Origin of the sequence: Demequina litoralis (assembly GCF_030418455.1) — a bacterium.
GTDB lineage: Bacteria > Actinomycetota > Actinomycetes > Actinomycetales > Demequinaceae > Demequina > Demequina litoralis.
Genome location: NZ_JAUHPW010000001.1, coordinates 124,898 through 150,536, shown reverse-complemented (window position 1 = coordinate 150,536; position 25,639 = coordinate 124,898). Strand labels below are relative to the sequence as shown.

The following is a 25,639-nucleotide window of genomic DNA, read 5'->3' as shown; positions in this document are numbered from 1 at the left end:
ACGTGCCGCGGACGGCCCGGCGGGGCGTCCGCTAGTGTCGCGCTCACCCACGACCCCTCGCGATGGAGCCCCGCCGGCCATGGAACAGCTCGACACGATCGTCATCGGAGCCGGCGTCGCCGGCCTGACCGCGGCACGGCTGCTCGCCGACGCAGGGAGGCGCGTCGCGGTGCTCGAGGCACGTGACCGCATCGGCGGGCGGGTGTGGACCGACCGCAGAGACGGCCTCGGGACGGACCTGGGCGCCTCGTGGATCCACGGCGTCGACGGCTGCCCGGTCGCCGCGGCGGTCGAGGCGTTCGGGATGCGCACCACGGAGTTCACCGTCGGCAGCTACCAGCCCGACGGCCGCCCGATCGCATACTTCTCCCCCGCCGCCGCCCGGCTGACGGACGATGCGGCGGCGCGCTTCGCGGACGACGTGCACGCCGTCGACGCGGTGCTCGCGGGTGAGGTCGCGCGCTCCGGCCCGCACGACTCGTACCGGGACGTCACCGAGCGCGCGCTCGCCGCGCAGGGCTGGGGCGGCGCGCGCACGGCGCGCGTGCGCGAGTTCCTCGAGCACCGGTCCGAGGAGCAGTACGGCGCGTGGATCGAGGACCTCGCCGCGCATGGGCTGGACGACGATGACGTCGAAGGCGACGAGGTCATCTTCCCCGACGGCTACGACCGGCTGCCACAGGCCCTCGCGGACGGGCTGGACGTGCGCCTGGCGCACGTCGTCACGCGGCTGCGCTGGTCCGCCGACGGGGTGCGGGTCGCCACGGCCGCCGGCGCCGAGCTGCGAGCCTCGACCGCCGTGCTCACCGTCCCCGTCGGCGTGCTCAAGTCCGGCGACCTCGCGATCACGCCACCGCTTCCGGAGCCCGTGGCGGGTGCCCTCGCACGGCTGGAGATGAACCGCTTCGAGAAGGTCGTGCTGCGCTTCCCCTCGCGCTTCTGGGACGACGGCGTGCACGCCGTCCGCCAGCAGGGTCCCGAGGGCCGCCGCTGGCACTCCTTCTACGACCTCACCCGCCTGCACGACGCGCCCACCCTGCTGACCTTCGCGGCCGGCCCCACCGCCCGCGAGATCGAGGGATGGGACGATGCGCGGGTCGCGGCCTCCGTGATGGAGCAGCTGCGGCGCCTGTACGGGGAACGCGCCGAGGAGCCGGTCTCCGTCCAGGTGACGGCATGGCATGCCGACCCCTTCGCGCGCGGCTCGTACGCGTACATGACGGTGGGCTCGACCACCGCGGACCACGACGATCTCGCGACCCCCGTGGGCGACGTCCTCCACCTCGCCGGCGAGGCGACGTGGACCGACGACCCGGCCACCGTGCCCGCGGCGATGCTCTCCGGGCATCGCGCGGCCGGGCGGATCCTGGGCCGCACGGTCCCGATCGAACGGCTGTGGTCGCGGGCCTGAAGGTCGAGCGGCTCAGGCCCGGTGATCGTCGAACGCGAGGGTGATGCCTCCGTGGGAGGCGGTGCAGATGAGGACGTAGCCGTCGCGCTCAGCGGTGCCGGTCGCCAGGCCGCTCGCGGCGTCGGGCTGCGCCGTGGCCGCCGCCGCGACGGCCTCGCGCACGATGCCGGCGTCCAGGTCGAGCGAGTCCGCGAGGTGGGCCGCGAGCGCGACCAGGCCCGTCCGCGCGAGCTCGCCGCTCGCGTCGAGCAGCAGCAGTCCGTCCGGCCCGTCGGACACCCGGCCGCCGAGGTCGATGAACCGCTCGACCTCGGCGATGTTGGCATCGAACGCACGGTCGAGGGCCGTGCCGACCGCCGCGACGGGCGCGGCCACCACGCCCTCCTCCAGCGCGGGCGCCGCTCCGGCGCCGGGGATGGCGCACGCCGCGAGCACGACCGCGAGCGCCACCACCACGCCGATCCCGCTGCCGCTCCTGATACCCGTTCCGTCGGGCGTGGTCGTCATGATCCTCAGGCTCCCTCGTGCTCGCGCTGCCGTTCAGCGATGACCCCAGCCTCGCGGGCACGGGCGCCCGCCGCATCGTCCAGCCGTGGTCTTCCCGGCGTACCGCGGCTGCGGTACGGCAGGCCCGATGAGGCCCGCGCGGGATTCCTGCCCGTCGCCCTGGCCACGACGCACCCGGTCACCTTGCGGGGCCGTGCCGACGGTGCTGCAATGGACGGGACGCGAGATGCCGGCGCACCGACCAGGGGGGACGGGAAGCGCATGAGCAGCAACGAGCACCACCGTGATGCGAGCGCCATGAGGCCTGCGTCCACGCCCAGGCTCCCCCACCCTCGCGAGCCGGGCCGCCACCGCCCCGCCTCGATCGCCGCGCCCGAACCCCAGGCCCTGAGCGGCCGGATGCCGGCCTGGGCGCGCATCCCCGGAACATGGGCCGGCACGGCACAGGAACGGTCCCCAGCATGGCCACCACCAGCAGCACCCCCACGCCCTTCTCGGTCGACGCGGAGAGGCTGGGCGAGCTCGGCGCGGTCTTCCGTGGCGCGCTCGTCACGCCCACCGACCCCGGGTACGACGATCTGCGGCGGCTCGACAACGCCGCCATCGACCGTCGACCCGCGCTGATCATCCGGTGCACCGGACCGGCCGACGTCGTCGACGGCGTCAACCTCGCTCGCACCACGGGCGCTCCCCTCGCGATCCGCTCGGGCGGCCACCACGTCGGCGGGCACGGCTCGGTCGACGACGGCATCGTGCTCGACCTGCGCGACATGAAGGGCGTCTGGGTCGATCCCGCCAACCTGACCGTGCGCGTGCAGGGCGGCGCCACCTGGGGCCAGGTCGACCGCGAGACCCAGGCCTTCGGGCTCGCGGTGCCCGGCGGGATCGTGTCGACCACGGGCGTGGGCGGCCTGACCCTCGGCGGCGGGGTCGGCTGGCTCGTCCGGAAGTGGGGGCTGAGCTGCGACAGCCTGCTGTCCGCCCGCATCGTGCTCGCCTCCGGCGAGGTGGTGACCGCGAGCGCGACGGAGCACGCGGACCTGTTCTGGGCGATCCGCGGCGGCGGCGGCAACTTCGGCGTCGCCGTCGACCTCACGTTCCGGGCGCACCCGCTCGGCCCGGAGATCGCGGCGGCCTTCGTGCTCCACCCGCTCGCCGGCTCCGAGGGCGTGCTGCGTGGCTGGCGCGACCTCGCCGTCGACGCGCCCGACGAGGTGACCTCGCGGGCGATGCTGTGGACGATGGCGGACGACGACACCGCGCCGCCGCCGGCCCGCGGGCGCGACGTCCTCATCATCGGCGCGGTCTACGCGGGCGACGCCTCGCGAGGCCGCGAGGCGCTGGCGCCCTACCGCGCGCTCGGCGAGCCGCTCGTCGACATGAGCGACATGCTCGGCGACTACCGGTTCCTCCAGTACGCCCTGGACGGCGACGACACTCCCGTCCACTCGTACTGGAAGTCCCTCTACCTCGATCGTCTCGACGACGAGGCCCTCTCCTTCGTCTATGCCCGTGCGCTCGAGCGGCCGGACCCGAGGATCCTCGTCCACCTCCCCGCGATGGGCGGCGCGTGCGGGCGCGTGGGCGCGGCGGACACCGCCTTCGGCGACCGGAGCGCGCCGTTCATGCTGAGCGTCGACGGCATGACGGAGGACGCGGCGCGCCTGCCCGAGGTGCGCGCCTGGGTGCGCGCCACCGTCGAGGCCGCGCGGGGCCTCGACGGGGCGGGAGGCACGTACCTCAACTTCGTCGGGGACGATGCGTCGGACCGTCAGGTGGTCGACCAGCAGTACGGCGCGAACCTGGGCCGGCTGCGCGAGGTCAAGCGGACCTACGACCCGGACAACCTCTTCCGCATCAACAACAACATCCTCCCGGCCTAGGACGCCGCCGACGCTCCGAAGGGGGTGCCGCAGCCAGGGGTCTGCCAGGTAGCATCGGCCACGAGCGCACGCCCCGCCGCTCGGCCGTCAGAGCACCCAGCGTCGTCGATCCCCAAGGTCCGGAACCGTCGGACCGCCCGGAAGGTGATCCCGTGAGCAGTCGCCGCCCGTCAGCCAGCCGTCTGGCCTGGACCGCGATGCTCGGCGTCGGGGCGGCCGCGCTCGCGATCACCGCGGCGGTCACGCGCGCGGACGCGCCCGCGGCGGCCCCGAGCACGCCCGCCGCCAGCCCGGCAGCGACGTCGCCCACGCCGACACCCTCGCCCACCCCTGCCGATCCGGATGTGCTCGCCGACGTCGAGCTGGACGCGCTCCAGCAGAAGCAGATCGACGCGCTCCGGGACTTCGCGTCCTGGCTCGAGGAGAACGCGGCCGCGGGCTTCATCGGCGAGGTCGGCTGGCCGTCCGCCACCGACAGCGACTGGGACGAGCTGGGCGAGTACTGGTACCTGCTGGCCGACCAGGAGGGCCTGTGGACGGCCGCCTGGGCCGCGGGCAGCCACTGGTCCTCCGGCTACCCGCTCGTCACCTACGGCGACTCTGGGAGCGGTTCGCTCGACACCGCGAGCGGGCAGGCGCGGGTCATCGAGGCGCTGCAGGCGGGGCAGGATGCGGACGGCACGGGCGCCCGCCACGGCGTCTCCCTCGCGGGCCTCGAGTTCGGCACCGAGAACGGGTTCAGCAGCGCCGACCCCGGCACGCTCGGCACCGACTACTTCGCCGAGCCGGTCGCCTCCTACGCGTGGCTCGCCGGGCGCGGAATCGACCTCGTGCGCCTGCCCGTGCGGTGGGAGCGGCTGCAGCCCGCGCTCGAGGGCCGGCTCGACCCCGCCCAGGTCGCCGCGGTCACGGCGCAGCTCGACGCGGCCTCCGCGGCCGGCATCGACGTGATCCTCGACCTGCACAACTACGGGGCCTACGTCACCGACGCCGGCACCCAGCTGCTGGGCTCCGACGCGCTGCCGGGCGCACGCATGACGGACGTGTGGCTGCGGATCGCCCGCACCTGGGGCGACCACCCCGCGCTGCTCGGCTACGGCCTCATGAACGAGCCCCACGACCTCGGCGGCGGCGACGAGCGCGGCGCGGCGGCCGTGTGGGAGCAGATGACCCAGGAGACGGTCGCGGCGTTGCGCGCCGCCGGCGACGAGCACCTGCTCGTCGTCGCGGGGTACGACTGGTCGAGCCTCGCGCGGTGGCGGTCGACCCACCCGACGGGGTGGATCGACGACGCCTCCGGGAACTTCCTCTACGAGGCCCACCACTACTGGGACGCCTACGGCGAGGGCAAGTACGTGCTCCCCTACGCCGACGAGCTGGCGGCGACGCCCGCAGGCTAGGACGCGGCCTTGTCCAGCTCCGACGCCGGCACGGCCACCGCCTCCTGCTCCGCGACGCGGGAGGGCTCCGCGCGCAGCGCCTCGTCCATGAGGCCCGCGACCCTGAGACCGTCGCGCACCGCGTAGTTGGTGCCGCGGTCCTCGGGGAACACCTGGGAGAAGTTCGCGAGGAAGTAGCCGGGCAGGGGCGTGACCATCTCGGGGATGCGCGACTGGAAGGTCACGTCGACGATGTGCTGGGCGTTGCGGAAACGGAAGATGTGCGACTCGGTGACGAGGTCGCGCCGGAACTCGGGCAGAAGCCGCTCGAGGCCGGCGTACCAGCGCTCCCGCAGCTCGTCCTCGTCCATCGTCATGACCTCGTCGTCGTTCTGCACGTAGTCGCCGACGTAGTAGATGTACCGGCCGCCCGTGTTCTCGGTGCCGATGAGCGAGTCCAGGCTGAGGAACACGAGGAAGGGCGCGTCCAGATCGTGGATCTGGTGCCAGTAGGTGTCGGTGATCGGCTCGCTCGTCGTCACGACCATGAGCGCCGCGCCGAGGTAGTCGATGTCCGTGAGCTGCTTCGAGTACTCGGCGGTCATGGCGGGGTGGTCCTTCGCGGCGCGCGCGAGGGCGTTGCTCGGGATGGCCCCCAGCACCGCGTCGAAGCGTCGCTCCTCGCCGTCGATCACCAGCGCGGGCCGGCCGTCGACCTCGGTGAACGCCTGGATGGGCGTGCTGGGGCGCAGCACGGCCCCCCGCGCCTCGAGCTCCTCGAGCCAGCGGTCGACCATGATGCGGAAGCCGCCCTCGAAGTAGCCGAGCCGCTCGGTCTGCTCGCCCTTGATCTTCGACGTCTGGCGCACGTGGATGCGCGTCCACAGCCACGCCATCGTGACCTTGTCCCAGTACACGTCGAACTTGCCCACGAGCAGCGGCTTCCACACGATGTCGGTCGCGCGCTTGCCGTTGACCTTGCACAGCCAGTCGTAGGCCGTGACGGTCGTCAGCGGCTGCCACCTCTTGAGCGACAGGGTGCGCAGCCCGGTGAGGCCGGTGCGGACCCGGTCGACGAACGACAGGGGCTTGAAGGACAGCAGCTCGAGAGGGGTCGTGAAGCCGTACCGCTTGCCCTCGTGGAACGCCTTGATCGAGCTCGGGTAGAAGTCCAGCCTGTCGCGGATGCCGAGCTCCTCGGCCATCCCGATCATCCACTCGTCGGTCGTGTAGAGGAAGTGGTACGCGCGCTCGAGCGGGAAGCCGTCGGCGAGCTCGAAGCCGGCGACGAGCCCCCCGAACGTCGGGGCGGCCTCGTACACCTCGACGTGATGGCCCGCCTTGGCGAGCTCGTAGGCGGCCGTGAGGCCGGTGAAGCCGCCGCCGACGATGGCGACGCGTGCGGGTGCGGTCCCGGTCATGATGCTGTCCCTTCCTCAGGAGTGGCGAACGTGAGCTTCTTGTTGAGCGTGTACTGGAGGATCACGACCACCGGCAGGGTCGCGCCCTTGGCGAGCAGCGCGTCGACGTGCAGCCCGTCCACGAGGACCGCGAGCATGAGCGTGCTCACGACGTACCCGGCGCCGGTGACGAGGGTGAACGACAGGAACCGTGCGACGATGCGGTCCTTCACCTTGAAGTTGAGGAGGCTGTTCGCCGCGAAGCTGACGATCATCGCGACGAACGTCGAGGTCGTATTCGCGAGCACGGGGTGCATCCCGGCTCCGACGGCGAGTAGCGCGTAGATGCCCACGTCGACGGCGAGCGCGCCACCGCCGATCGCGACGTAGAGCAGGAACCGGCGGTAGCGGTCCGCGAGCGCGAGCAGCCGGGCCGATGGGGTGGGGGTGGCGGTGACGGCGTTCATGGGTTCTCCTCGGCGTGCGGGTCAGGCGAGCGGGACGGTGACGTCCGTCGGCAGGCTCCGCTGGAAGCGGTGCCACGAGTAGGTCCAGGCGAAGTCCGCGAGCGTGCTGTCCCACGTACCGGTGTCGGGGTCGATCTGCGACGCGACCTGCGTGCGGTAGAGCGCCGCCGGGTCGTATCCGATGTCGCGCACCTGCGCGACCATCGCGAGCGTGGACCCCGCGGGCAGCCCCGGGGAATCGGCCGCGTAGGACACGAGCTGCGGCACGAGCGTGTCGAGGATGTCGCTCGCGCGCTCCTCGCCGGCCAGCTCCTCGCGCAGCAGGGTCGGCACGAGCCGCAGCGTGTCCTCGCCGAAGCGGTCCGCGCCCGCGCCCGTGAGGCGCGACGCGCGCTCGAGCTCGCCGTCCTGGGTGAGGACCACCCAGTTGGGCACCGTCCCGCGCTCGTCCGCGACGCGCCCGAGGAACGCGTAGCCGTCGTCGACCAGCCGCTGCCAGTCGTGGTCGGGCAGCTCCTCGGCCAGGCGGCGGTACAGCACCGGGTCGAAGTACGAGGGGTTGACGAGCTGGTCGTCGACGGAGCCGTCCGCGGACGAGTCGACGAGGCGCAGCCCGTCGACCGTGAAGGTGCAGCGGCTCCACCAGTCGTCCGCGATGTCCGAGGCCTCGGCCCGGAGCCCGCCGAGCTCCCACGCGTCCGCCGCGTCGAGGAGCAGGCCGATGAAGCGCTGGTCGGCGGCGCACACGGTGTCGGGGCTGGCGAGCTCGCCGTCGCCGAGCTCGTCGGTGATCCACTGCCACGACGCGAGCGAGTCCGCCTCGCGGTGGCGCAGGTGGTCGGTCGTCCAGGCCCAGATGCCGCGGAAGGCCGCCTGGTCGTCCTGCGCGAGCGCCTGCTCGAGCGCGAGGGCCTGGTCCAGCGACGTGGTGGTGCCGGGCTCGTCCTCGAGCACCTGGCCGTACGAGACGAGCCAGTCGTCGCGGAACCGCTCCCATGCGTCCTGCAGCACGATCTCGTTCCGGCTCTTCGTCCGCCACACCTGCACCCAGTCGCCGTTGGTGGAGATGCGCGCGTCGAGGTCGATGAAGCTCGAGGAGCCCGACGTGTACGACGCCACGAGCTCGGAGTGGGCGAGCACCTCGGCCATGCGCGGCACGGTGCCCTGCGCGATCTGGTCGAGCACCTCGTGGGTGAGGACGAGGTACTCGATGTCGCGCCAGTCGTCGGCGTAGGACTCGCGCAGCTCCGGGTCGTACTCGGCGTTGAAGAAGTACATGGTCCCGGAGTAGCCGCCCTCCTGGGCGAGCTCGGGGTAGACGTAGTTGTCCGCGGCGATGACCGCGTCGGGGTCGACCTCCTGCTCGATCCATTCGACGGCCGCGACCTGGTTGGCGGTCTCGTCGGTGACGAGGTGCTTCTGGTCGGCGACCATGACGTAGCCGGCGACGATCGCGACCGCCGCGGCCGAGCCGATCACCGGGCGCAGCGCTCCGGGTGGAGCGATCTCGGTGATCCTCGCCACGAGGATGCCGACCGCGAGCGCGAGGAACGGCAGCGCGGGCACCACGTAGAGGTCGATGACGATGCCGCCGCGCGCGAGGAACAGGCAGTACGACAGGATGAAGACGACGACCGCGACGGTGCCGGCGTCGCGGAAGCGGCGGAGCACCATCATCGCCAGCAGCGCGAGGGTCGCCCCCGCGCCGATCACCATGGTGAACTGGTCCTTCACCAGCCAGGACCCGACGGCGAGCTGGAAGCTGGATTCGGCCTCCCACGGCCACGCGAAGTCGCCGCGCCCCAGCTGCAGCCCGAAGGTGTCGACGAGGCTCACCCGGGCGGGTACGCCGTCCGCGTCGACGGGCGCCGGCAGCAGCTCGTCGTTGAGCATCGCGTACACGAAGAACAGCAGCACCGTCCCGCCGGCGCTCGCGAGCCAGTGCAGCACCGCGTGCTTGCGCTGGGGGCCCGCGGCGCCGGCCCACAGCAGCACGAGGAAGCCGATGCCGAAGAACGCGGCGTTGAGCTTGGTGAGCACTGCGACGCCGAACGCGATGCCGCTGCCGATGGTGCGGCCGAGCGTGAGCGGACGCCGCACCAGCAGGAGGATCGCGAGCAGCACCCACAGCACCATGAGGTTGTCGAGCAGCACGCGTCGCTGGAAGTAGATCCCGAGCGGCGACAGCGCGAACACGAGCGCGGCGATCATGCCGGCGGTGATACGGCCGTGGGTGAGCCGCTTGCCGACGAGGTAGACGAGGAAGGTGTTCGCGACGTGCACGAGCAGCATGAGCACGCGGCCCGCCTCGAGCATCCCGCCGAAGAGCGCGCCGCCGCCGGTCGCGCCGAGCCAGCCGCCGATGCCCATCCACCCGAGCGGGGCGTGGTCGTAGCGGTAGGTGTTGACGTCGAGCTGACCCTCGGTGATGAACGCCCAGCCGCGCGACAGGTAGGTCGCCTCGTCGTTCTCGAAGTAGGGGTAGCCGAACATGTTCCAGGCGTGGAGCACCGCGCTGACCACCAGCACCGCGACCACGAGGACCACCTCGGTGCGACGCGACGCGCGGGGCTTGGCATGCGCCCGGATCGGGCGCACCGCCAGGGTCGTCACGCGGCCTCCTGGGCCATCACGGGTGCGAGCACCGGGCGGGCCTCGGCGGCGCCGATGCGGTGCCGACCGGTGTGGACGGTCTTCTCCCAGCCTCGCCGGCCGGTGACCTCGCGGTAGCCCGCGCGCACCGCGCTGACCATGAGCAGCCCCTGGTACGGGATGAAGCTCACGACGAGCGCGAGGTAGCGGTACGGGGAGATCCGGAGCCCCTGGTCCTTGCCGAACTCGTACAGGCCGAGCACGCTCGTCGCGAGCATCACGACGGCGAGCATGAGCGGCACGAAGGTGAGCAGGCTGACGAGCACGGGCAGCTTCATCGTGAGGCCGATGAGGATGAAGAGCGGCGCGCACGCGATCACGATCGCCATGAAGGTGGGCGCGGTGAGCACGGAGCCGATGAGCACCTTCTGCCGCAGGCTCGGCAGCCGCAGCCAGTCGCCCTTGCGGATGACCTGCAGGAAACCCTGGTTCCAGCGCGTGCGCTGCTTGATGAAGGCGCCGGTCGAGTGCGGCACCTCCTCGCGGGTGACGTGCTCGGCGTCGTACATGACGCCGAACCGCTTCCCGGCGAGGCTCAGCCGGATCCCCAGGTCGGCGTCCTCCGTGAGGCCGTGCTCGTCCCAGCCGTCGACCTCGCGGAGGTCGGAGGCGCGGAAGAACACGGTGTTGCCGCCGAGCGGCACGGCGCCCTCCTTGGCGAAGTAGTGCATCCGGGACTTGAACCAGAAGAAGTACTCGAGCACGTTGTGGGCGCTGAACCAGTGGCTGTCGTGATCCATCAGCTGCACGCCGCACTGGAGCACGTCGATCGCGCGCCGCTGGTAGAGCGTGTCGACGATCGAGAAGATCTCGGGGCTGACGTCGTCCTCCGAGTCGAAGATCGTCACGATCTCGTGCCTCGCCGCCTCGAGCCCCAGGTTCATGGCCCGCGACTTGCCGGGCCGACCGCGGAACACGAGCACGGTGACGTTGGAGAGGTCGTGCTCGCGGGCCGCCTCCTCGGCCGCCGCGATGGTCTCCGTGTCGTCCGCGGTGCAGATCACCATCAGCTCGACGAGGTGGCTGGGATACCGCGCCTCGCCGAGCTTGCGGAGGGTCTCGCCGATGACGTCGGCCTCGTGGCGCGCGGGCAGCAGCACGGTGAAGCCGTGCTTCGGCCGCGCGAAGGTCGCGGGCCTGCCCGCCGCCTGGATCCGCTCGGGCGAGTCCCAGATGTAGAGCGTCTGGACCAGGCTGGCGACGGCCTGCACGAGCAGCACCACCGCGATGGTCAGGACGAAGGCGGTGACGATCTCATGCGACACGGCGCAGCTCCGGGGTGGTCGGGAGGACCGATGGGGTGGTGCCGGAGGTCCGGCGCCGCCAGTCCCAGATGTAGTGGCTGCTCACCCAGTAGTTCACGGTGACGGCGATCGCGATGCCGAGCGCCTGGGCGAAGAGGTAGAAGACGCCGAGGTTGGAGAACACGACGAACGCGCTGAAGATCACCGTCTGGGTGAGGGCGCTCGCCCCCTCGAACTTGAGGAGGTTGGCGAGGATCTGGCGGGCGCCGAGCACCCCGCCGGTACGCCGGTACCGCCGGAACGTGAAGCCGGTGTGCCAGCAGAAGTTCCACAGGATGGAGATCTGGATGGCGGCGGCGGACAGCAGCCAGATGCCGTCGTCCACCGGGTCCTCGGGCATGAGGATCCTGCGCAGCGCCCACAGCGAGCCGAGGTTGACGAGGGTGCCGGAGGCGCCGACGAGCAGGAAGCGCACGAGCTGCTTGAACGGCGAGTCGTCGTTGAGCTGCAGCGCGATCCGGATGAACTCGAGGACGTCCTTGACGCTCGCCTTGGACACGCCGTGCGCCCGCGTGTGGAAGCTGATGGGCACCTCGGTGACCTTCCATCCGCCGCTCGAGAAGGCGTTGGCGAGGAAGATCTGGAAGCCGTAGCCGCGAGCCTTGACGCGGCCGAAGTCGATCGAGGCGAGCACCGTCCGTCGCATCGCTCGGAAGTTCGTGGTGAGCTCGCGCAGCCCCGGATCGATGCCGCCGACCCCGCGCGCCACCGAGCCGGCGACGCGCGTGCGCACGATCTGGCTCAGCGGCCAGTCGCCGGGGATGAGCCCGCCCGGCGTGTACCGCGATCCGACCGCGACGTCGGCACCGTCGGAGATCGCCGCGAGCAGCGGCAGCACGTCGAGCGGCGCGTGCGAGAAGTCGGCGTCCATCGTCATGACGACCTCGTACCCCAGCTCGAGCGCCTCGCCGAACGCGAGCTCGAGGGCCTTGCCCAGCCCCTGCTTGGTGCCCCGCGACAGGAGCAGCCGGCCGCGGTAGCGCCCCGCCGCGAGCTCCTCCACGATCTCGCCGGTGCCGTCGGGCGACCGGTCGTCACGCACGAGGACGTGCAGGTCCCAGCCGGTGCGCTTCCGCGTCGGCAGCGCGAACAGCTGCTCGAGCAGGGCCGCGATGTTGCCCGACTCGTTGTAGGTGGGGACGATCATCAGCGCGGTCCGCGGGGGCGCGGTCCGGCGCGGCTCGTGGTCGGGCTGGATCGGGTAGGAAGCCATCGCCGTGGTCCTCACTGGTTCCGTGGGCAGGGTCCGCGTACAGTCGCCACGAGCCCAGCCGCGAACGGGCACGGCGGAGCGTCAGCAGAGCGGGTGGATTCCGGAGAGGAGTCGACGTATGCGTCGCTCCGATCCTGGCCCCCCCAGCACCGCGGCAACGCTGACAACCGCCAACCTAGCGGCGGTGTAACCGGTTGTATAGGACGAAACGGACATTTAACATACTCGTCACATAGGGTTCGCCTGCGGGTCCCGCCCGCGTCGCGCACCCGCGGGGAATGCGCGGCCCCCGCGCCACCGTTGCCCCTGGCACAGGACGATGCGGGTGCCGGGAGGACGGGAGGCGGGCGTGAGCGACGGCGACGGCGGCGTGACCGACGCGGAGGGCCTCAGCAGCCCGACCGGGGCCGAGCCCTCGCTGCGCGCGGCCCGGGGCCCCGACGGCGCCGCCCCGCGCGTGCTGGTGCTCGGAGCGACGGGCTACATCGGCGGCAGGCTCGTGCCGCGCCTGCTCGCCGGCGGCTACCGCGTGCGCGTGCTGTCGAGGTCCGCGCGCCGCATCGACGCGCTGCCGTGGGCGCATGCCGTCGAGGTGGTGGAGGGCGACGCCTCCGATCCCGAGGCGCTGGGCCGCGCCATGGCGGACGTCGACGTCGTCTACTACCTCGTGCACTCGATGCACGCCGGCCGCGACTACGGCAGGCTCGACCGGGCGATCGCCCTCACCGTCGCGAAGGCGGCGGCGGGGCACGGCGTGGGACGCATCGTCTACCTCAGCGGCCTGCATCCCGACGGCGTCGAGCTCTCCGCGCACCTCGCGTCGCGTCAGGAGGTCGGCGACATCCTCATCGCGTCCGCGACGCCGACGCTCGTGCTCCAGGCCGGGGTGGTCATCGGCTCGGGCTCCGCGTCGTTCGAGATGATCCGCCACCTCACCGAGGTGCTCCCCTACATGCCGGCGCCGCGTTGGGTCCGCAACCGCATCCAGCCGATCGCGGTCCGGGACGTCCTCTACTACCTGCTGGCCGCCGCGCGTGCGGAGGGCGACCTCGACCGCGAGTACGACATCGGCGGGCCCGACGTGATGCGGTACTCCGAGATGATGAACGGCTACGCCGCCGTGGCCGGCCTGCCGACGCGCGTCATCACGGCGCTGCCGGTCCTCACCCCGAGCCTCGCCTCGCACTGGGTGGGGCTCGTCACGCCGGTCCCGCGCCAGATCGCGCGCCCGCTGGTCGAGTCGCTGCTCCACTCGTGCGTCGTGAAGGACGATGCGATCGACGGCCTCATCCCTCCCCCGCCTGGCGGGCTCACCGGCTACGCCGACTCCGTCCGCCTGGCGCTCGGCCGCATCGAGATCGACCGTGTCGAGACCAGCTGGGTCGACGCGCGCGTGCCCGACGCGCCCAGCGACCCCATGCCGAGCGACCCCGACTGGGCCGGGCGGACCGTGTTCAGGGACGCCCGCACCAAGCCGACCAGCGCGACACCCGCGGCCGTGTGGGAGGTGATCTCGCAGATCGGCGGCGCAACCGGCTGGTACTCCGCGTCGGTGCTGTGGGCGGCGCGGGGCCTCGTCGACCGGCTGTCGGGCGGGGTTGGGCTGCGTCGCGGGCGTCGCACCCAGGGCAGCGTCACTGTCGGCGACGCGATCGACGTGTGGCGGGTCGAGCATGTCGAACCGGGGCGGCTGCTGCGTCTGCGTGCCGAGATGCGGGTGCCGGGCAGCGCGTGGCTCGAGCTGGGCGTCGACCCGACCGAGGACGGCTCCACCTACTGGCAGCGTGCCGTCTTCTTCCCCCGCGGCCTCACGGGTCGCCTCTACTGGCTGTCGATGCTGCCGTTCCACGGCCTCATCTTCAGCGGCATGGTCAACCGCATCGTCGCCGAGGCCGAGGGCGAGGCGGCTGTCGCGGGCTGAACCGGGCCTCCGGACCGCCCGGGTGTCAGTTCGCGACCGGCGAGTAAGTGTCGTACTGCTCGATCACCGCGCGCACGCGCGCCACCGCATCGTCACTCAGGTCCGCGTCGCCGGCGACCTGATGGAGCGCGTCCACGGCGAGGTTGCCGTACTTGTGGCCGGCGTCCTCGGGCACGGCGGTCGAGAGGATGAGGTCGATGACACCCTGGAAGGCGGTCACCACCGGGATCCACACCATGTCGTCGCTCACCTGCTCCGAGCGCTGGCCCGGCAGCAGCCACGCCGGCTCGGACCAGATCACGCTGGGCCCGATCCACACGATCGGGTCGTTGCCGTGCTGGAGGTACGCGACGCGGGTGTCCTCCCACGCGCCGGGCAGCGCCTCAAGGCCGCCCCACTCGTCGGACCAGCGGACGTGCTCGCCGTCGTCGAGCACGGGCAGGGAGTACGGGCTGCCCGCGTCGCGGGCGTCCTCCTCCTCGATCCAGATGGGCGTGAACGACGGCGTCCCCGCGAGCACGGCGCCCTCGGTCGAGGCCAGCAGGTCCGCTGCATCGTCGTAGGCCGACTGGATGCCGAAGCTGCCGAGGCTGAGCCCGTACACGAGCAGCTGCGGGCGATCGTCCTCGGGCAGTGCCTCCCACCAGGCGGTGACCGCCCGCACGAGCGCGGTGGTGCCGTCCTGCGACAGGTCCGGGGTGAGGAGGGCCGAGACGGGGCTGCCGGTCGCGCCGTACTGGAGCGTGACGAGCGCGGTGTCGCCCGCGTGCAGGTACTCGAAGCCGTCGATCGCGGCGGGGTCGAGCCAGCCGCTCCCGGTGGTGCCGGCGATCATCAGCACGGAGCGGTCCGCGGCGCCGGTGCGCTCCAGCTCGTCCACCGCGATCTGTGCGCGCTCGTCGAACGTGCCCGGCACGTCCACCCCGACGTAGACGCGGATGGGCTCGACGGCGGGCGCCCCGGTCACGAGCTCGATGTCGGCGGCGGTCGGCCCGCCCGCGACGACCTTCACCCCGGCCTGGCCGAGGTCCTCCCACGCGACGAGGCTGTCGGCGCTGCCCGAGCGGAGCGGGCTCGTCGGCTGGGCGTACTCGGGGTCGTACTGGCGGTTCTTGTGCTCCGAGGCCAGCGTCAGCAGCCACGACAGGACCGACAGCCCGATCGAGAGCACCGCGAGCATCGCGACGACGGTCGCGGCGCCTGTGGCGGACGCGGCCACCCGGGGGCGGGACCCCCGACCGGGGATGCGCGGTGCGATGAGCCGGTGGAGGCTGCGGTAGCCCGCTGCCACGCCGCGGCCGATCGCGAAGGCCAGCCACGCGCCGATCGCGAAGAACACCGCCGCGACGAACCAGTCGAAGCCGTTGGTATCGGGCATCCCGACGGCCTCGCGCACCGAGTTCTGCCAGCCGAGCGCGAAGGGCATGAGCGCCGCCGCGCCCGCGAGCCCGATGAGGGCGACCGCCCACACGGGTGCCTCGGCGGCGGCCGGCAGCCGGCCGCGCGACAGGCGGGCGACGCCGCGCCACAGCAGCACGCCCACGCCGTAGCCGACGGCGAACGCGAGACCCGACACGAAGCCCTGGCCCCACGCGGGACGCGGCAGGAGCGAGGGCGTGAGGGACAGGGCGAGCGCGACGAGCCCGACGGTCGCACCGGCGACGTCCAAGCGGGAGCCGATGCGCACGATCTTGACCATGTACCTCACCTTTCGTCGCCCTCACCCTAGCGGTGACGCGGCCGCGTCCGGCCGCGCATCGTCCGCCGCCGCCACCCTGCGCCGGCGGGGCCCGCGTGTCACGATGAGGCGAGGCCATCGAGGAGGGACACGTGTCGACGTACCCGAGCATCGAGGACCACGGGCTGATCGGCGACCTCCAGACCGCCGCGCTCGTCGCGACCGACGGCAGCGTCGACTGGTTCTGCGCGCCCCGCTTCGACTCGCCGAGCGTCTTCGCGTCCCTGCTCGACGCCGAGCGGGGCGGGCGGTGCCGGATCCGTCCCGTCGCGGAGGACTACGTGAGCCGGCAGCTCTACCTTCCGGACACCGCGGTGCTCGTGACGAGGTTCATGACCGATGGGGGGGTCGGCGAGGTGGTCGACTTCATGCCCGTGGTCGGCACGGCACCCACCGAACGCCATCGCCTCGTCCGGCTCGTCCGCGTGGTGCGCGGCACGATGGAGTTCGAGGGCGAGATCCAGCCGCGCTTCGACTACGGGCGGGCGGGCCACCGGGTGGAGCAGGCCGGCGTGGACGGCGCCGTGGTCGCCTCGCGGGACGCGACGCTCACCGTGCACCGCATCGGCGACGTGGTCACGCACGACGGCAGGCGCGCGGGGGCGATGGCGCCGTCCGGGGACGGGCTGCGCATCTCCGGCACCCTCGCCGCGGGCGACGTCACCGGCGTGGTCCTCGAGACCGGCGGCGCCGCTCCGGCCCGCGTCTCGCCGGAAGAGGTCGAGATCCTGCTGCGGGAGACCACCCGCTTCTGGCGGGAGTGGAACAACCGGTCCACCTACCGGGGCCGCTGGCGGGAGATGGTGTCGCGCTCGGCTATGACGCTGAAGCTGATGACGTACGCCCCCACCGGAGCGCTCGTCGCCGCGCCGACCGCGGGGCTGCCCGAGCAGGTCGGCGGGGAGCGCAACTGGGACTACCGCTACACGTGGGTGAGGGACGCCTCGCTATCGGTGCACGCGCTGCTGGGCCTCGGCTACACGGAGGAGGCCGCCGCCTTCGGGGTGTGGCTGATGGACCGGGTCCACGAGAGCGCCGGCGAGGGCTCCGGCCCGCTCAAGATCATGTACCGCGTCGACGGCACGTCGGATCTCGTGGAGGAGAGCCTCGACCACCTCGACGGGTACAAGGGGTCGCGTCCCGTGCGCATCGGCAACGGGGCCGCCGATCAGCTCCAGCTCGACATCTACGGCGAGGCGCTCGAGGCGATCTTCGTCGCCGTCGAGTCGGGGCTCGAGCTCGCCCACGCCGGCTGGCGCCAGCTCACCGAGCTGCTCACGTGGGTGGCCGAGAACTGGGACCGGCCCGAGGAGGGCATCTGGGAGACGCGCGGCGGCGCGCAGCGCTTCACGTACGGGCGCGTGATGTGCTGGATCGCGCTCGATCGGGGCATCAGGCTCGCCCGCCGTCACGGCCGTCCCGCGCCGGTCGAGGAGTGGACGCGGGCGCGCGACGCGATCTACGGCCGGATCATGGAGCGCGGCTGGGACGGCGAGCGCGGCGCGTTCGTGCAGCACGACCGGACCGACGTCCTCGACGCGTCGCTGCTGCTCATGCCCATCGTCGGGTTCATCGCACCGCTCGACCCCATGTGGCTGTCGACGCTGCGCGCGATGCGCGAGGAGCTCGTGTCGGACAGCCTCGTGTACCGGTACAACCCGAGCGCCTCCCCCGACGGACTGTCCGGCTCCGAGGGGACGTTCACGCTGTGCTCGTTCTTCTATGTCGACGCGCTCGCCCGCTCGGGCTTCCTCGAGGAGGCCGAGCTCACCTTCGGCAAGATGCACACGTACGCCAACCACCTGGGCCTGTACGCCGAGGAGATCGGGCTCACCGGCGAGCAGCTCGGCAACTTCCCGCAGGCCTTCAGCCACCTCGCGCTCATCAACGCCGCGATCGTGCTCGACCGGCACCTCGACGCGGGCCAGGACCTCGTGGGCCCGACGGTGCGGGAGGCGATGCGGCGGCTCGACGAGCCGGGCGCCGGCGACGGATCGTGGCGGGTCCCGGGCACGCCGGGCGACCGGTAGCCGCTCGTCGGTAGAATCGAGCGGGTGTCCGAGACCACCCTCCCCTCCTCGCGCGAGCACCGCATCGACCCCGACGACCTCGCGACCACGCTGCGCGTGCTCGCCTCGCTGAGCGACGTCGGCGAGGACGACCCCGACTTCGCGACCGTGCGCAACGCGACCGCCGCGATGATCAAGTCGGTCAAGCGCAGCCGGCGCCAGGAGCGCCGCGCCGCCATCGCGACCGCCGACAGCGCGGTGGTCGCGGCGACGGCCACCGGCGCCGCGGACCGCATCGACGACGAGACCCGCGGGCTGACCCTCGAGGCGCGGGCGTCGTCGCCGACCGCCGGCACCTACCTCAAGGCACGTCCCTGCTACATCTGCAAGCAGAAGTACACCCAGGTCGACGCGTTCTACCACCAGCTGTGCCCCGCATGCGCGGAGACGGGCCACGCCAAGCGGCACGCCCGCACGGACCTGCGCGGCCGCCGCGCGCTGCTCACGGGCGGGCGCGCGAAGATCGGCATGCACATCGCGCTGCGCCTGCTGCGCGACGGCGCCGACCTCACCGTCACCACCCGCTTCCCCCGCGACGCGGTGCGACGCTTCGCGGCGATGCCCGACGCCGCCGAGTGGCTCCACCGCGTCACCGTGGTCGGCATCGACCTGCGCGATCCCGCGCAGGTGGTCGCGCTCGCGGACTCGGTCGCGGCGCACGGGCCGCTCGACATCCTCATCAACAACGCCGCGCAGACGGTGCGCCGCTCCCCCGGCGCGTACGCCCCGCTCGTCGACGCCGAGCAGGCCCCCATCCCGCACGGGCTGTGGGAGGACGGCCGCGGACCGCAGCTGCTCACCCTGGGCCGCACCAGCGACGCGCACCCGCTGAGCATCGAGTCGTCCGTCGCCACGCATCCGCTGCTCGCGTCCGCGCACCTCGAGGAGATGGGCGCCCACGACGCGCAGCGCCTCACGGACCTCGCGCTCGCGCCCGGATCGTCCTCGCTCGAGAGGCTCGCCGACGGCAGCGCCATCGACGCAGGAGGGCTGGTACCCGACCTGCACGACTCGAACTCGTGGGTGCAGGCCGTGGGCGAGGTCACCCCGCTCGAGCTGCTCGAGGTGCAGCTGTGCAACTCGACCGCGCCGTTCATCCTCATCAACCGCCTGCGTCCGGCCCTCGCGGCGGCGGCCGCCGCATCGTCCACCGGCCGTTCCTACGTGGTCAACGTGTCCGCGATGGAGGGCGTGTTCGAGCGCGGCTACAAGGGGCCGGGCCACCCGCACACCAACATGGCGAAGGCGGCGCTCAACATGCTCACCCGCACCAGCGCGCGGGAGATGTTCGAGTCGGACCGGATCCTCATGACCAGCGTCGACACCGGCTGGATCACCGACGAGCGCCCGCACCCCACCAAGGTGCGGCTCGCGGAGGAGGGCTTCCACGCGCCGCTGGACCTGGTCGACGGCGCGGCGCGGGTCTACGACCCGGTGGTGCGGGGCGAGGCGGGCGAGGACCTCTTCGGGGTGTTCCTCAAGGACTACGTTCCCTCGCGGTGGTGACCCGGTGATCCGCCTCCCCGCGCCCGGACGGCGCGTCGTGGTGCGCTACCTCCTGCCCACCGGGCAGGCGACCGATGCGCTGGGCACCCTCCTCAGCGCGGACGCCGAGGCGGTGGTGGTCGAGACCCGCCGCGGGACCGTGCGCGTCGCCGGGGACGCCATCGTCGCCGCCAAGGAGGTGCCGCCGGCGCCGCCGCGGCGGGCCCCACGGGCGACCGCGGACGGTCGACCGGCAGATTCCTGACCGTCGCATCGTCCCTCGATGCCGCGTTCGGGACCGCGGGCGCCTACGGTGGTCACATGACTTCCGAGAGCGTCGAGACCGACGCAACCGACGCTCCCACGCAGACCTTCGCCGACCTGGGCCTCGACGGGCCCATCCTCAAGGCGCTCAAGGCCGTCGGGTACGAGACCCCGTCCGCCATCCAGGCGGAGACCATCCCGCTGCTGCTCAGCGGCCGCGACGTGGTGGGTCTGGCCCAGACCGGCACGGGCAAGACCGCCGCCTTCGCCCTTCCGATCCTCGCGCGCCTCGACAAGTCCCAGAAGACTCCGCAGGCGCTGGTGCTCGCGCCGACCCGCGAGCTCGCGCTGCAGGTCTGCGAGGCCTTCGAGCGGTACGCGGCGGACCTCAAGGGCGTCCACGTGCTCCCCGTCTACGGCGGGCAGGGCTACGGCGTGCAGCTGTCGGCCCTGCGGCGCGGCGTGCACGTGGTGGTCGGCACCCCCGGCCGCATCATGGACCACCTCGACAAGGGCACGCTCGACCTGTCCGAGCTCAAGTACCTGGTGCTCGACGAGGCCGACGAGATGCTCAAGATGGGCTTCGCCGAGGACGTCGAGACGATCCTCGCGTCCACGCCGGACGACAAGCAGGTCGCGCTGTTCTCCGCGACGATGCCGGCTCAGATCCGCCGGCTGTCGCAGCGCTACCTCGACGACCCAGCCGAGATCACGGTCAAGCGCAAGACCACGACCTCGTCCACGATCACCCAGCGCTACCTCATCGTGTCGTACCAGCAGAAGATGGACGCGCTCACGCGCCTCCTCGAGGTCGAGAACTTCGAGGCGATGATCGTGTTCACGCGTACCAAGAACGACACCGAGACCGTCGCCGAGCGCCTGCGCGCGCGCGGCCTCGCGGCCGCGGCGATCAGCGGCGACGTCGCGCAGGCGCAGCGCGAGCGCACCATCAAGCAGCTCAAGGACGGCAAGCTCGACATCCTCGTCGCGACGGACGTCGCCGCGCGCGGCCTCGACGTCGACCGCATCAGCCACGTCGTCAACTTCGACATCCCGATCGACACCGAGTCGTACGTCCACCGCGTGGGCCGCACCGGCCGCGCGGGCCGCACGGGCGACGCCATCAGCTTCATCACGCCGCGCGAGCGCCGCCTGCTCACGGCGATCGAGAAGGCGACCCGCCAGCCCCTCACGGAGATGCACTGGCCCTCCGCGGACGAGGTCAACGCGACGCGTCTGGCGCGCTTCGACGACTCGATCACGGCCGCGCTCGAGCAGGCCGACCGGATCAGCCGCTTCCGCGACATCATCGCCCACTACGTCGAGCACCACGACGTGCCCGAGGCGGACGTCGCCGCGGCGCTCGCGGTGGTCGCGCAGGGCGACACTCCTCTGCTGCTCGACCCTGCCGACGAGCCCAAGCGGCAGTCCTTCGCCCCCGACCGTCGCGCGCGCGACGCCCGCGGGGACGATGCGCGCGGCGGCCGCGACGACCGCGGCGGCCGCGCCTCGCGGGGCCCGAGCGAGGGCTTCACCGCCTACCGCATCGAGGTGGGCAAGCGTCACAAGGTCGAGCCGAGGCAGATCGTGGGCGCGCTCGCCAACGAGGGCGGCTTCTCGCGCGGCGACTTCGGCAAGATCACGATCCTGCCGGAGTTCTCGCTGGTGGAGCTGCCGTCCTCGCTGCCGCCGTCGGCGTTCGACCGGCTGCGCGGGACCCGCATCTCGGGCCGGCTGATCGAGATCAAGCCCGACGGCGGGGGCCCGTCGCGCAGCGGCGGTGGGCGCGGGGGCTCTCGCGGCGGCTACGGCGACCGCGATGGCGGGTCGCGCGGTGGGCGCTACGGCGACCGCGACCGCGGCGGACGGGAGGACCGCGGACCCCGCAAGCCGCGCCGTTCCTACTAGGGCACGCGCCGCCGTCCGGCAGCGGCTCACGGAGGGGACGGTCCGGCTCACCCCACGATGGTCCGTCGAACGGACGGTCAGCGCGCGACGAGACCGTCCGGGTCGAGGACCTCGGCGGGGGCGGTGAGGACCTGCTCTCCCCCGTCCCAGGTCACCTGGAGGACGACCTCGTCCGCGAGGTCGACCACCTCCGCCAGGTAGTCGCCGGTCCCGTCGAGGTGCCGCGTGTCCCCGACCTCGATGCCGAGCGCGCCGTCCTCCGGGACCTCGTCGTGGGGGGTGCCGGCGGGATAGATCCGGTCGACGCCGTCGACGGGCAGCGTCGCGGCGCCAGCCGGGATGTACGCGTCGAGCGCCTCGTCGAGCACGACGGCCACGGCGACATCGTCCAGCACCTCGTCGGAGATGTTGGCGACGGTGCCGGCGATGCGGAGCGCGGGGCCGTCGTCGGTGGCGACGATCGAGACCGTGGGGTCGGTGAGCGCGAATGCGTCTGCCTCGGTATCGTCCCCATCCGAGCAGCCCGCCAGGGATGCGGACACCAGGACCGCTCCGATCGCCCGCGCGGTCCACCACGAACGTGCTCCCATGATGCCCCCATCCCGCGCATCGTCCTCGGTGACGACGTCGCTGGTAGACAGAGCCTAGCGCCACGTCGCCGGCGCTCCTCCCCGGCGGGTGCCTCGTCCTGGAGGGGCTGACCGTCCGCCCCTGCTCTCCGTCCGCACGGGCTAGAGATCCGCGAGCAGCTCGCTCACCGTCGCGATCACAGCGGGCTGCACCGGCCCTCGGTGGCCGATCTCCACGTGGCTGCCTCCTTCGACGATGGTGAGCTCGGCGTCATAGCCCGCCTCATCGAGCGCCTCGACGAAATCCTCGGAGACGCTCAGGGGCACGTCGTACCAGGCGAAGTCCTCCGCGTCACCGTGGAGCGCCCGCACGACCAGGTCCGGGTTTCCACCGATGTTGGCGTAGGGATCCGCCGCCTCGTCGACAGGCGGGTCGGGCGTCGCACGATCGCGCATGTAGTCGACGGAGGCGATGTCGTAGGGACCCTCGTAGCCGACGAAGCCGGTGGGCAGAGCGTCCTCGTCCGCCGCGACCGCGCAGTCCTCGAGGTGCTCCCCGCCACCGAGGGCGGCGGCCGCGCCCACGCCGGCGCCGAACGAGTGACCCACGAACACGACGCGCGAGGTATCCCCGCCGTGCCGGCCCGCATCGGCCACCGCGGCCGAGACCGCGCACGCGAGATTCTCGACCGCCTCCGGCACGGGGCCCGCTCCGGAGGGCCACGTGAGGTTGTACGTGATCGCGCCGTTCGCCGCGATGCCGGTCGCCCAGCCCTTCAATGCGGAGCGGCTCTGCGCCGTGCCATGCGCCAGGATCACCACCGGCCAGGACCCGTCCTCTACGGGCTCGAGCACCTGCATGTCGTGCAGCACCGATGCGGGCTCGGTGTAGGGCACCGTGCGCGGGTCTGCCACCTCGCAGCCATCGGAGGGACACATCGACCTCGAATCCTGTGCGGAGCAACCTGCCCCGCACAGGGCCAACGCGAGAATCGCTCCCGCATGCTGCAGTCGCATGAGCCACCTCCCACCGGTGGCGAGTCCCTCTTCCATTCTCCTCCTCGCCCACACCCTTGGCGCGGCGGGCCGGTCCGACATGCCCCAGGGTTCCGCTACCCGATCAGGTGTGGCGTGCGGGTGGGGATGGCGCGCATCTTTTGACGGTCTGCCAGGGCGCCCGTACGTTGAAGGGAAGTACGCGCGCGACGCCGCGCCGTTCCAGCGAGGAGCGCCGCCATCCCCGACACCGGCCTGATCCTCATCATCGGAGACGATCCCGCCTGCGCCGCGGAGCTGCAGGAGGTGGTCGAGGCCGGCGGCTACGCGGTCACCACCGCGGCCGGCAGCGCCTTCGCGCTCGACGCCGTCATGCGCGTCTCCCCCGACCTCGTCATGGTCGATCCGAGCATCTCGGGCGTCCACCCGTCCACGTTCATCCGGGACCTCAAGGCGAACCCCCGCACGCAGGACACCCCCGTCATCCTCATCGCCAACGCGGACGACCCCACCTCGCGCGCGCTCGGCCTCGAGGCGGGCGACGACCTGATCAGCCGCCCCTTCGACCCCCGAGAGGTGCTCGCGCGGGTGGAGCGCCAGGTCACCGTCTCGAAGGTGCGCATGGCGCTGCGCGAGTCGGAGGCGAAGTTCAGGTCCGTGATGGAGTCGGCCATCGACGCGATCATCTCGGCGGACGCCCGCGGACGCATCCGGTCGTGGAACACGGCCGCGGCGGCGCTGTTCGGCTACACCGAGGACGAGGTGATCGGACGCCCGCTCGAGCTCATCATCCCGCCGACCTACCGGCAGCAGCACCGTACCGGCGTGGACCGCGTCTCGGGCGGCGGCGAGACCCACGTGATCGGCAAGACTGTCGAGCTCTCCGGGCTGCGCGCGAACGGCACCGAGTTCCCGGTCGAGCTGTCGCTCGCGACCTGGTTCCTCGACGACTCGCGCTACTACACGGGCATCATCCGCGACATCAGCGAGCGCAAGCAGGCCGAGGAGAAGTTCCGGTCCGTCACCGAGTCGGCGATCGACGCGATCATCTCCGCGGACCACTCGGGCGAGATCATCAGCTGGAACAAGGCCGCCACCAGGATCCTCGGCTACACGGAGGACGAGGTGGTCGGGCACCGGCTCGAGATGATCATCCCGCCACGCTTCCACGAGGCGCATCGCGCGGGCATGGCACGCTTCACGGCGACAGGCGAGGCGCACGTGATCGGCAAGACCGTCGAGCTTGCCGCGATCCACCGGTCCGGCGAGGAGCTGCCGATCGAGCTGTCGCTGTCGACCTGGACGGTGCGGGACGCGCGCTACTACACGGGCATCATCCGCGACATCCGCGAACGCAAGCGCGCCGAGGACGCGCTGCGTACCAGCGAGGCCGAGCTGCGCGAGCGCACCGAGGAGCTCGGGCGGAAGAACGATGCGCTGGTCGAGACCCTGGCCCGGTTGAACGAGATGCAGGACCAGCTGGTGATCCAGGAGAAGATGGCCTCGCTGGGCAAGCTCAGCGCCGGGATGGCGCACGAGATCAACAATCCCGCGGCGTCCGCGCAGCGCGGAGCGGCTCAGCTCCGTACGGCCTTCGCGCGGCTCGACCAGATCCACCGGCGGTTGTGCGCGGTCGGCCTGACCTCTCCCCAGCGCGCGGAGATCGATCGGCTCGACACGCTCATCGTCGACCGGGCGCTGCGTCCGGCGGAGCTCAACGCCGTCACGCGCAGCGATCGCGAGGAGCGGCTCGAGGAGTGGCTCGCGGAGCTCGACGGCGAGGTGGCCGGCGACGTGGCCGCATCCCTCGTCAGCCTCGGGTTCACGACCGAGGACTTGGACCGCCTCCGCGCCCTCTTCGACGACGCGGCGATGCCGATCGTGGTCGAGTGGGTCGGATTCACCTACACGATCCATTCGCTCTTCTCCGAGATCGCCGTCGGCACGAGCCGGATCGTCGAGCTGGTGAAGGCGCTGAAGACCTACACCTACATGGACCAGGCACCGGTGCGGGAGACGGACGTGCGCGAGGGCCTCGACAACACCCTGATCATCCTGCAGAACAAGCTGAAGAAGGGCGTGACCGTGGTGCGGGAGTACGAGGAGGACCTGCCCCGGATCCAGGCGTTCGCGAGCGAGCTCAACCAGGTGTGGACGAACATCGTCGACAACGCCGTCGACGCCATGGACGGCGAGGGACGCATCGTCGTACGAGCGTTCCACCGCGACCCGTGGGTGGTGGTGCAGATCGAGGACGACGGCCCCGTGATCCCCCGTGAGGTCAGGTCGCAGATCTTCGACCCGTTCTTCACCACCAAGGGCCCCGGAGAGGGAACCGGCCTGGGTCTCAACATCTCGAGGTCCATCGTCGTGCAGAAGCACCACGGCGAGATCGATGTCACCTCGCGCCCGGGCCAGACCTGCTTCGAGGTCAGGCTCCCGGTCGACTACTCGCCGCCGGAGCTCTAGGGGT

The 25,639-nt window shown here is 72.1% G+C and carries 18 protein-coding genes; 9 read left to right on the top strand and 9 right to left on the bottom strand.

Features of this window, described 5'->3' with window-relative positions; all coding sequences use genetic code 11:
* Positions 1 to 79: 79 nt before the first annotated feature.
* Positions 80 to 1,411 carry a flavin monoamine oxidase family protein gene (locus tag QQX09_RS00690; RefSeq protein WP_301130787.1) on the top strand — a complete coding sequence of 444 codons (1,332 nt, stop codon included), beginning with the start codon at positions 80 to 82 and terminating at the stop codon, positions 1,409 to 1,411.
* Positions 1,412 to 1,423: 12 nt separating this feature from the next.
* On the opposite strand, the gene QQX09_RS00685 is transcribed toward QQX09_RS00690, so the two are convergent.
* Positions 1,424 to 1,918: a hypothetical protein gene (locus tag QQX09_RS00685; RefSeq protein ID WP_301130786.1), complete on the bottom strand. Its 495-nt coding sequence runs from the start codon at positions 1,916 to 1,918 to the stop codon at positions 1,424 to 1,426.
* A 461-nt stretch (positions 1,919 to 2,379) separates the two neighbouring features.
* On the opposite strand from QQX09_RS00685, the gene QQX09_RS00680 reads away from it, so the two are divergent.
* Together QQX09_RS00680 and QQX09_RS00675 are read left to right on the top strand one after the other, a co-directional pair.
* Positions 2,380 to 3,801, top strand: a complete 1,422-nt coding sequence (locus QQX09_RS00680) for an FAD-binding oxidoreductase (RefSeq protein ID WP_301130785.1) — start codon at positions 2,380 to 2,382, stop codon at positions 3,799 to 3,801.
* A 152-nt stretch (positions 3,802 to 3,953) separates the two neighbouring features.
* Positions 3,954 to 5,201 carry a glycoside hydrolase family 5 protein gene (locus QQX09_RS00675; RefSeq protein ID WP_301130784.1) on the top strand — a complete coding sequence of 416 codons (1,248 nt, stop codon included), beginning with the start codon at positions 3,954 to 3,956 and terminating at the stop codon, positions 5,199 to 5,201.
* Here QQX09_RS00675 and QQX09_RS00670 read toward each other — a convergent pair.
* The 5 genes from QQX09_RS00670 to QQX09_RS00650 are packed head-to-tail and all read right to left on the bottom strand — an operon-like array spanning position 5,198 to position 12,216.
* Positions 5,198 to 6,601, bottom strand: a complete 1,404-nt coding sequence (locus QQX09_RS00670; RefSeq protein ID WP_301130783.1) for an NAD(P)/FAD-dependent oxidoreductase — start codon at positions 6,599 to 6,601, stop codon at positions 5,198 to 5,200. The two genes, QQX09_RS00675 and QQX09_RS00670, sit on opposite strands and share 4 nt — an antisense overlap.
* On the bottom strand, positions 6,598 to 7,047 hold the full coding sequence (locus QQX09_RS00665; protein ID WP_301130782.1) for a GtrA family protein: 450 nt from the start codon (positions 7,045 to 7,047) through the stop codon (positions 6,598 to 6,600). Before QQX09_RS00665 ends, QQX09_RS00670 begins: the two co-directional genes overlap by 4 nt.
* A 21-nt stretch (positions 7,048 to 7,068) precedes the next feature.
* Positions 7,069 to 9,660, bottom strand: a complete 2,592-nt coding sequence (locus tag QQX09_RS00660; RefSeq protein ID WP_301130781.1) for a glycosyl hydrolase family 8 — start codon at positions 9,658 to 9,660, stop codon at positions 7,069 to 7,071.
* Positions 9,657 to 10,964 (bottom strand): glycosyltransferase, encoded by a 1,308-nt coding sequence (locus tag QQX09_RS00655; RefSeq protein ID WP_301130780.1) that lies wholly within the window; start codon positions 10,962 to 10,964, stop codon positions 9,657 to 9,659. Before QQX09_RS00655 ends, QQX09_RS00660 begins: the two co-directional genes overlap by 4 nt.
* Complete coding sequence (locus QQX09_RS00650; protein ID WP_301130779.1) at positions 10,954 to 12,216, bottom strand: glycosyltransferase; 1,263 nt, start codon at positions 12,214 to 12,216, stop codon at positions 10,954 to 10,956. The genes QQX09_RS00655 and QQX09_RS00650 overlap by 11 nt, the downstream gene beginning before the upstream one ends.
* 349 nt (positions 12,217 to 12,565) lie before the next feature.
* Here QQX09_RS00650 and QQX09_RS00645 point away from each other — a divergent pair, with 349 nt between their 5' ends.
* Positions 12,566 to 14,137 (top strand): SDR family oxidoreductase, encoded by a 1,572-nt coding sequence (locus QQX09_RS00645; RefSeq protein WP_301130778.1) that lies wholly within the window; start codon positions 12,566 to 12,568, stop codon positions 14,135 to 14,137.
* A gap of 25 nt (positions 14,138 to 14,162) precedes the next feature.
* On the opposite strand, the gene QQX09_RS00640 is transcribed toward QQX09_RS00645, so the two are convergent.
* Positions 14,163 to 15,836: an alpha/beta-hydrolase family protein gene (locus tag QQX09_RS00640; protein ID WP_301130777.1), complete on the bottom strand. Its 1,674-nt coding sequence runs from the start codon at positions 15,834 to 15,836 to the stop codon at positions 14,163 to 14,165.
* A 131-nt stretch (positions 15,837 to 15,967) separates the two neighbouring features.
* Between QQX09_RS00640 and QQX09_RS00635 the strand changes: the two genes are divergently transcribed.
* Genes QQX09_RS00635 through QQX09_RS00620 form a run of 4 tightly spaced genes read left to right on the top strand, consistent with a single transcriptional unit; the run spans position 15,968 to position 21,601 of the window.
* On the top strand, positions 15,968 to 17,905 hold the full coding sequence (locus QQX09_RS00635; protein WP_301130776.1) for a glycoside hydrolase family 15 protein: 1,938 nt from the start codon (positions 15,968 to 15,970) through the stop codon (positions 17,903 to 17,905).
* Positions 17,906 to 17,929: 24 nt separating this feature from the next.
* Entirely contained in the window at positions 17,930 to 19,450 is a 1,521-nt protein-coding gene (locus QQX09_RS00630) for an SDR family NAD(P)-dependent oxidoreductase (RefSeq protein ID WP_301130775.1), read from the top strand.
* 4 nt (positions 19,451 to 19,454) lie between these two features.
* The gene (locus tag QQX09_RS00625) at positions 19,455 to 19,694 is read left to right on the top strand and encodes a putative acetyltransferase (RefSeq protein WP_301130774.1); all 240 of its coding nucleotides are present in this window, start codon (positions 19,455 to 19,457) and stop codon (positions 19,692 to 19,694) included.
* 56 nt (positions 19,695 to 19,750) lie between these two features.
* Positions 19,751 to 21,601 carry a DEAD/DEAH box helicase gene (locus tag QQX09_RS00620; protein ID WP_301130773.1) on the top strand — a complete coding sequence of 617 codons (1,851 nt, stop codon included), beginning with the start codon at positions 19,751 to 19,753 and terminating at the stop codon, positions 21,599 to 21,601.
* 77 nt (positions 21,602 to 21,678) lie between these two features.
* On the opposite strand, the gene QQX09_RS00615 is transcribed toward QQX09_RS00620, so the two are convergent.
* Positions 21,679 to 22,191: a hypothetical protein gene (locus tag QQX09_RS00615; RefSeq protein ID WP_301130772.1), complete on the bottom strand. Its 513-nt coding sequence runs from the start codon at positions 22,189 to 22,191 to the stop codon at positions 21,679 to 21,681.
* Positions 22,192 to 22,332: 141 nt separating this feature from the next.
* Positions 22,333 to 23,085 (bottom strand): hypothetical protein, encoded by a 753-nt coding sequence (locus QQX09_RS00610; protein ID WP_301130771.1) that lies wholly within the window; start codon positions 23,083 to 23,085, stop codon positions 22,333 to 22,335.
* Positions 23,086 to 23,406: 321 nt separating this feature from the next.
* On the opposite strand from QQX09_RS00610, the gene QQX09_RS00605 reads away from it, so the two are divergent.
* Positions 23,407 to 25,635, top strand: a complete 2,229-nt coding sequence (locus QQX09_RS00605; RefSeq protein WP_367307540.1) for a PAS domain S-box protein — start codon at positions 23,407 to 23,409, stop codon at positions 25,633 to 25,635.
* Positions 25,636 to 25,639 lie beyond the last annotated feature (4 nt).

Coding starts and splice junctions, on each gene's coding strand:
- QQX09_RS00665 (WP_301130782.1), bottom strand. CDS start 7,047: ATGAACGCCGTCACCGCCACCCCCACCCCATCGGCCCGGCTGCTCGCG.
- QQX09_RS00690 (WP_301130787.1), top strand. CDS start 80: ATGGAACAGCTCGACACGATCGTCATCGGAGCCGGCGTCGCCGGCCTG.
- QQX09_RS00650 (WP_301130779.1), bottom strand. CDS start 12,216: ATGGCTTCCTACCCGATCCAGCCCGACCACGAGCCGCGCCGGACCGCG.
- QQX09_RS00615 (WP_301130772.1), bottom strand. CDS start 22,191: ATGGGAGCACGTTCGTGGTGGACCGCGCGGGCGATCGGAGCGGTCCTG.
- QQX09_RS00680 (WP_301130785.1), top strand. CDS start 2,380: ATGGCCACCACCAGCAGCACCCCCACGCCCTTCTCGGTCGACGCGGAG.
- QQX09_RS00670 (WP_301130783.1), bottom strand. CDS start 6,601: ATGACCGGGACCGCACCCGCACGCGTCGCCATCGTCGGCGGCGGCTTC.
- QQX09_RS00685 (WP_301130786.1), bottom strand. CDS start 1,918: ATGACGACCACGCCCGACGGAACGGGTATCAGGAGCGGCAGCGGGATC.
- QQX09_RS00620 (WP_301130773.1), top strand. CDS start 19,751: ATGACTTCCGAGAGCGTCGAGACCGACGCAACCGACGCTCCCACGCAG.
- QQX09_RS00640 (WP_301130777.1), bottom strand. CDS start 15,836: ATGGTCAAGATCGTGCGCATCGGCTCCCGCTTGGACGTCGCCGGTGCG.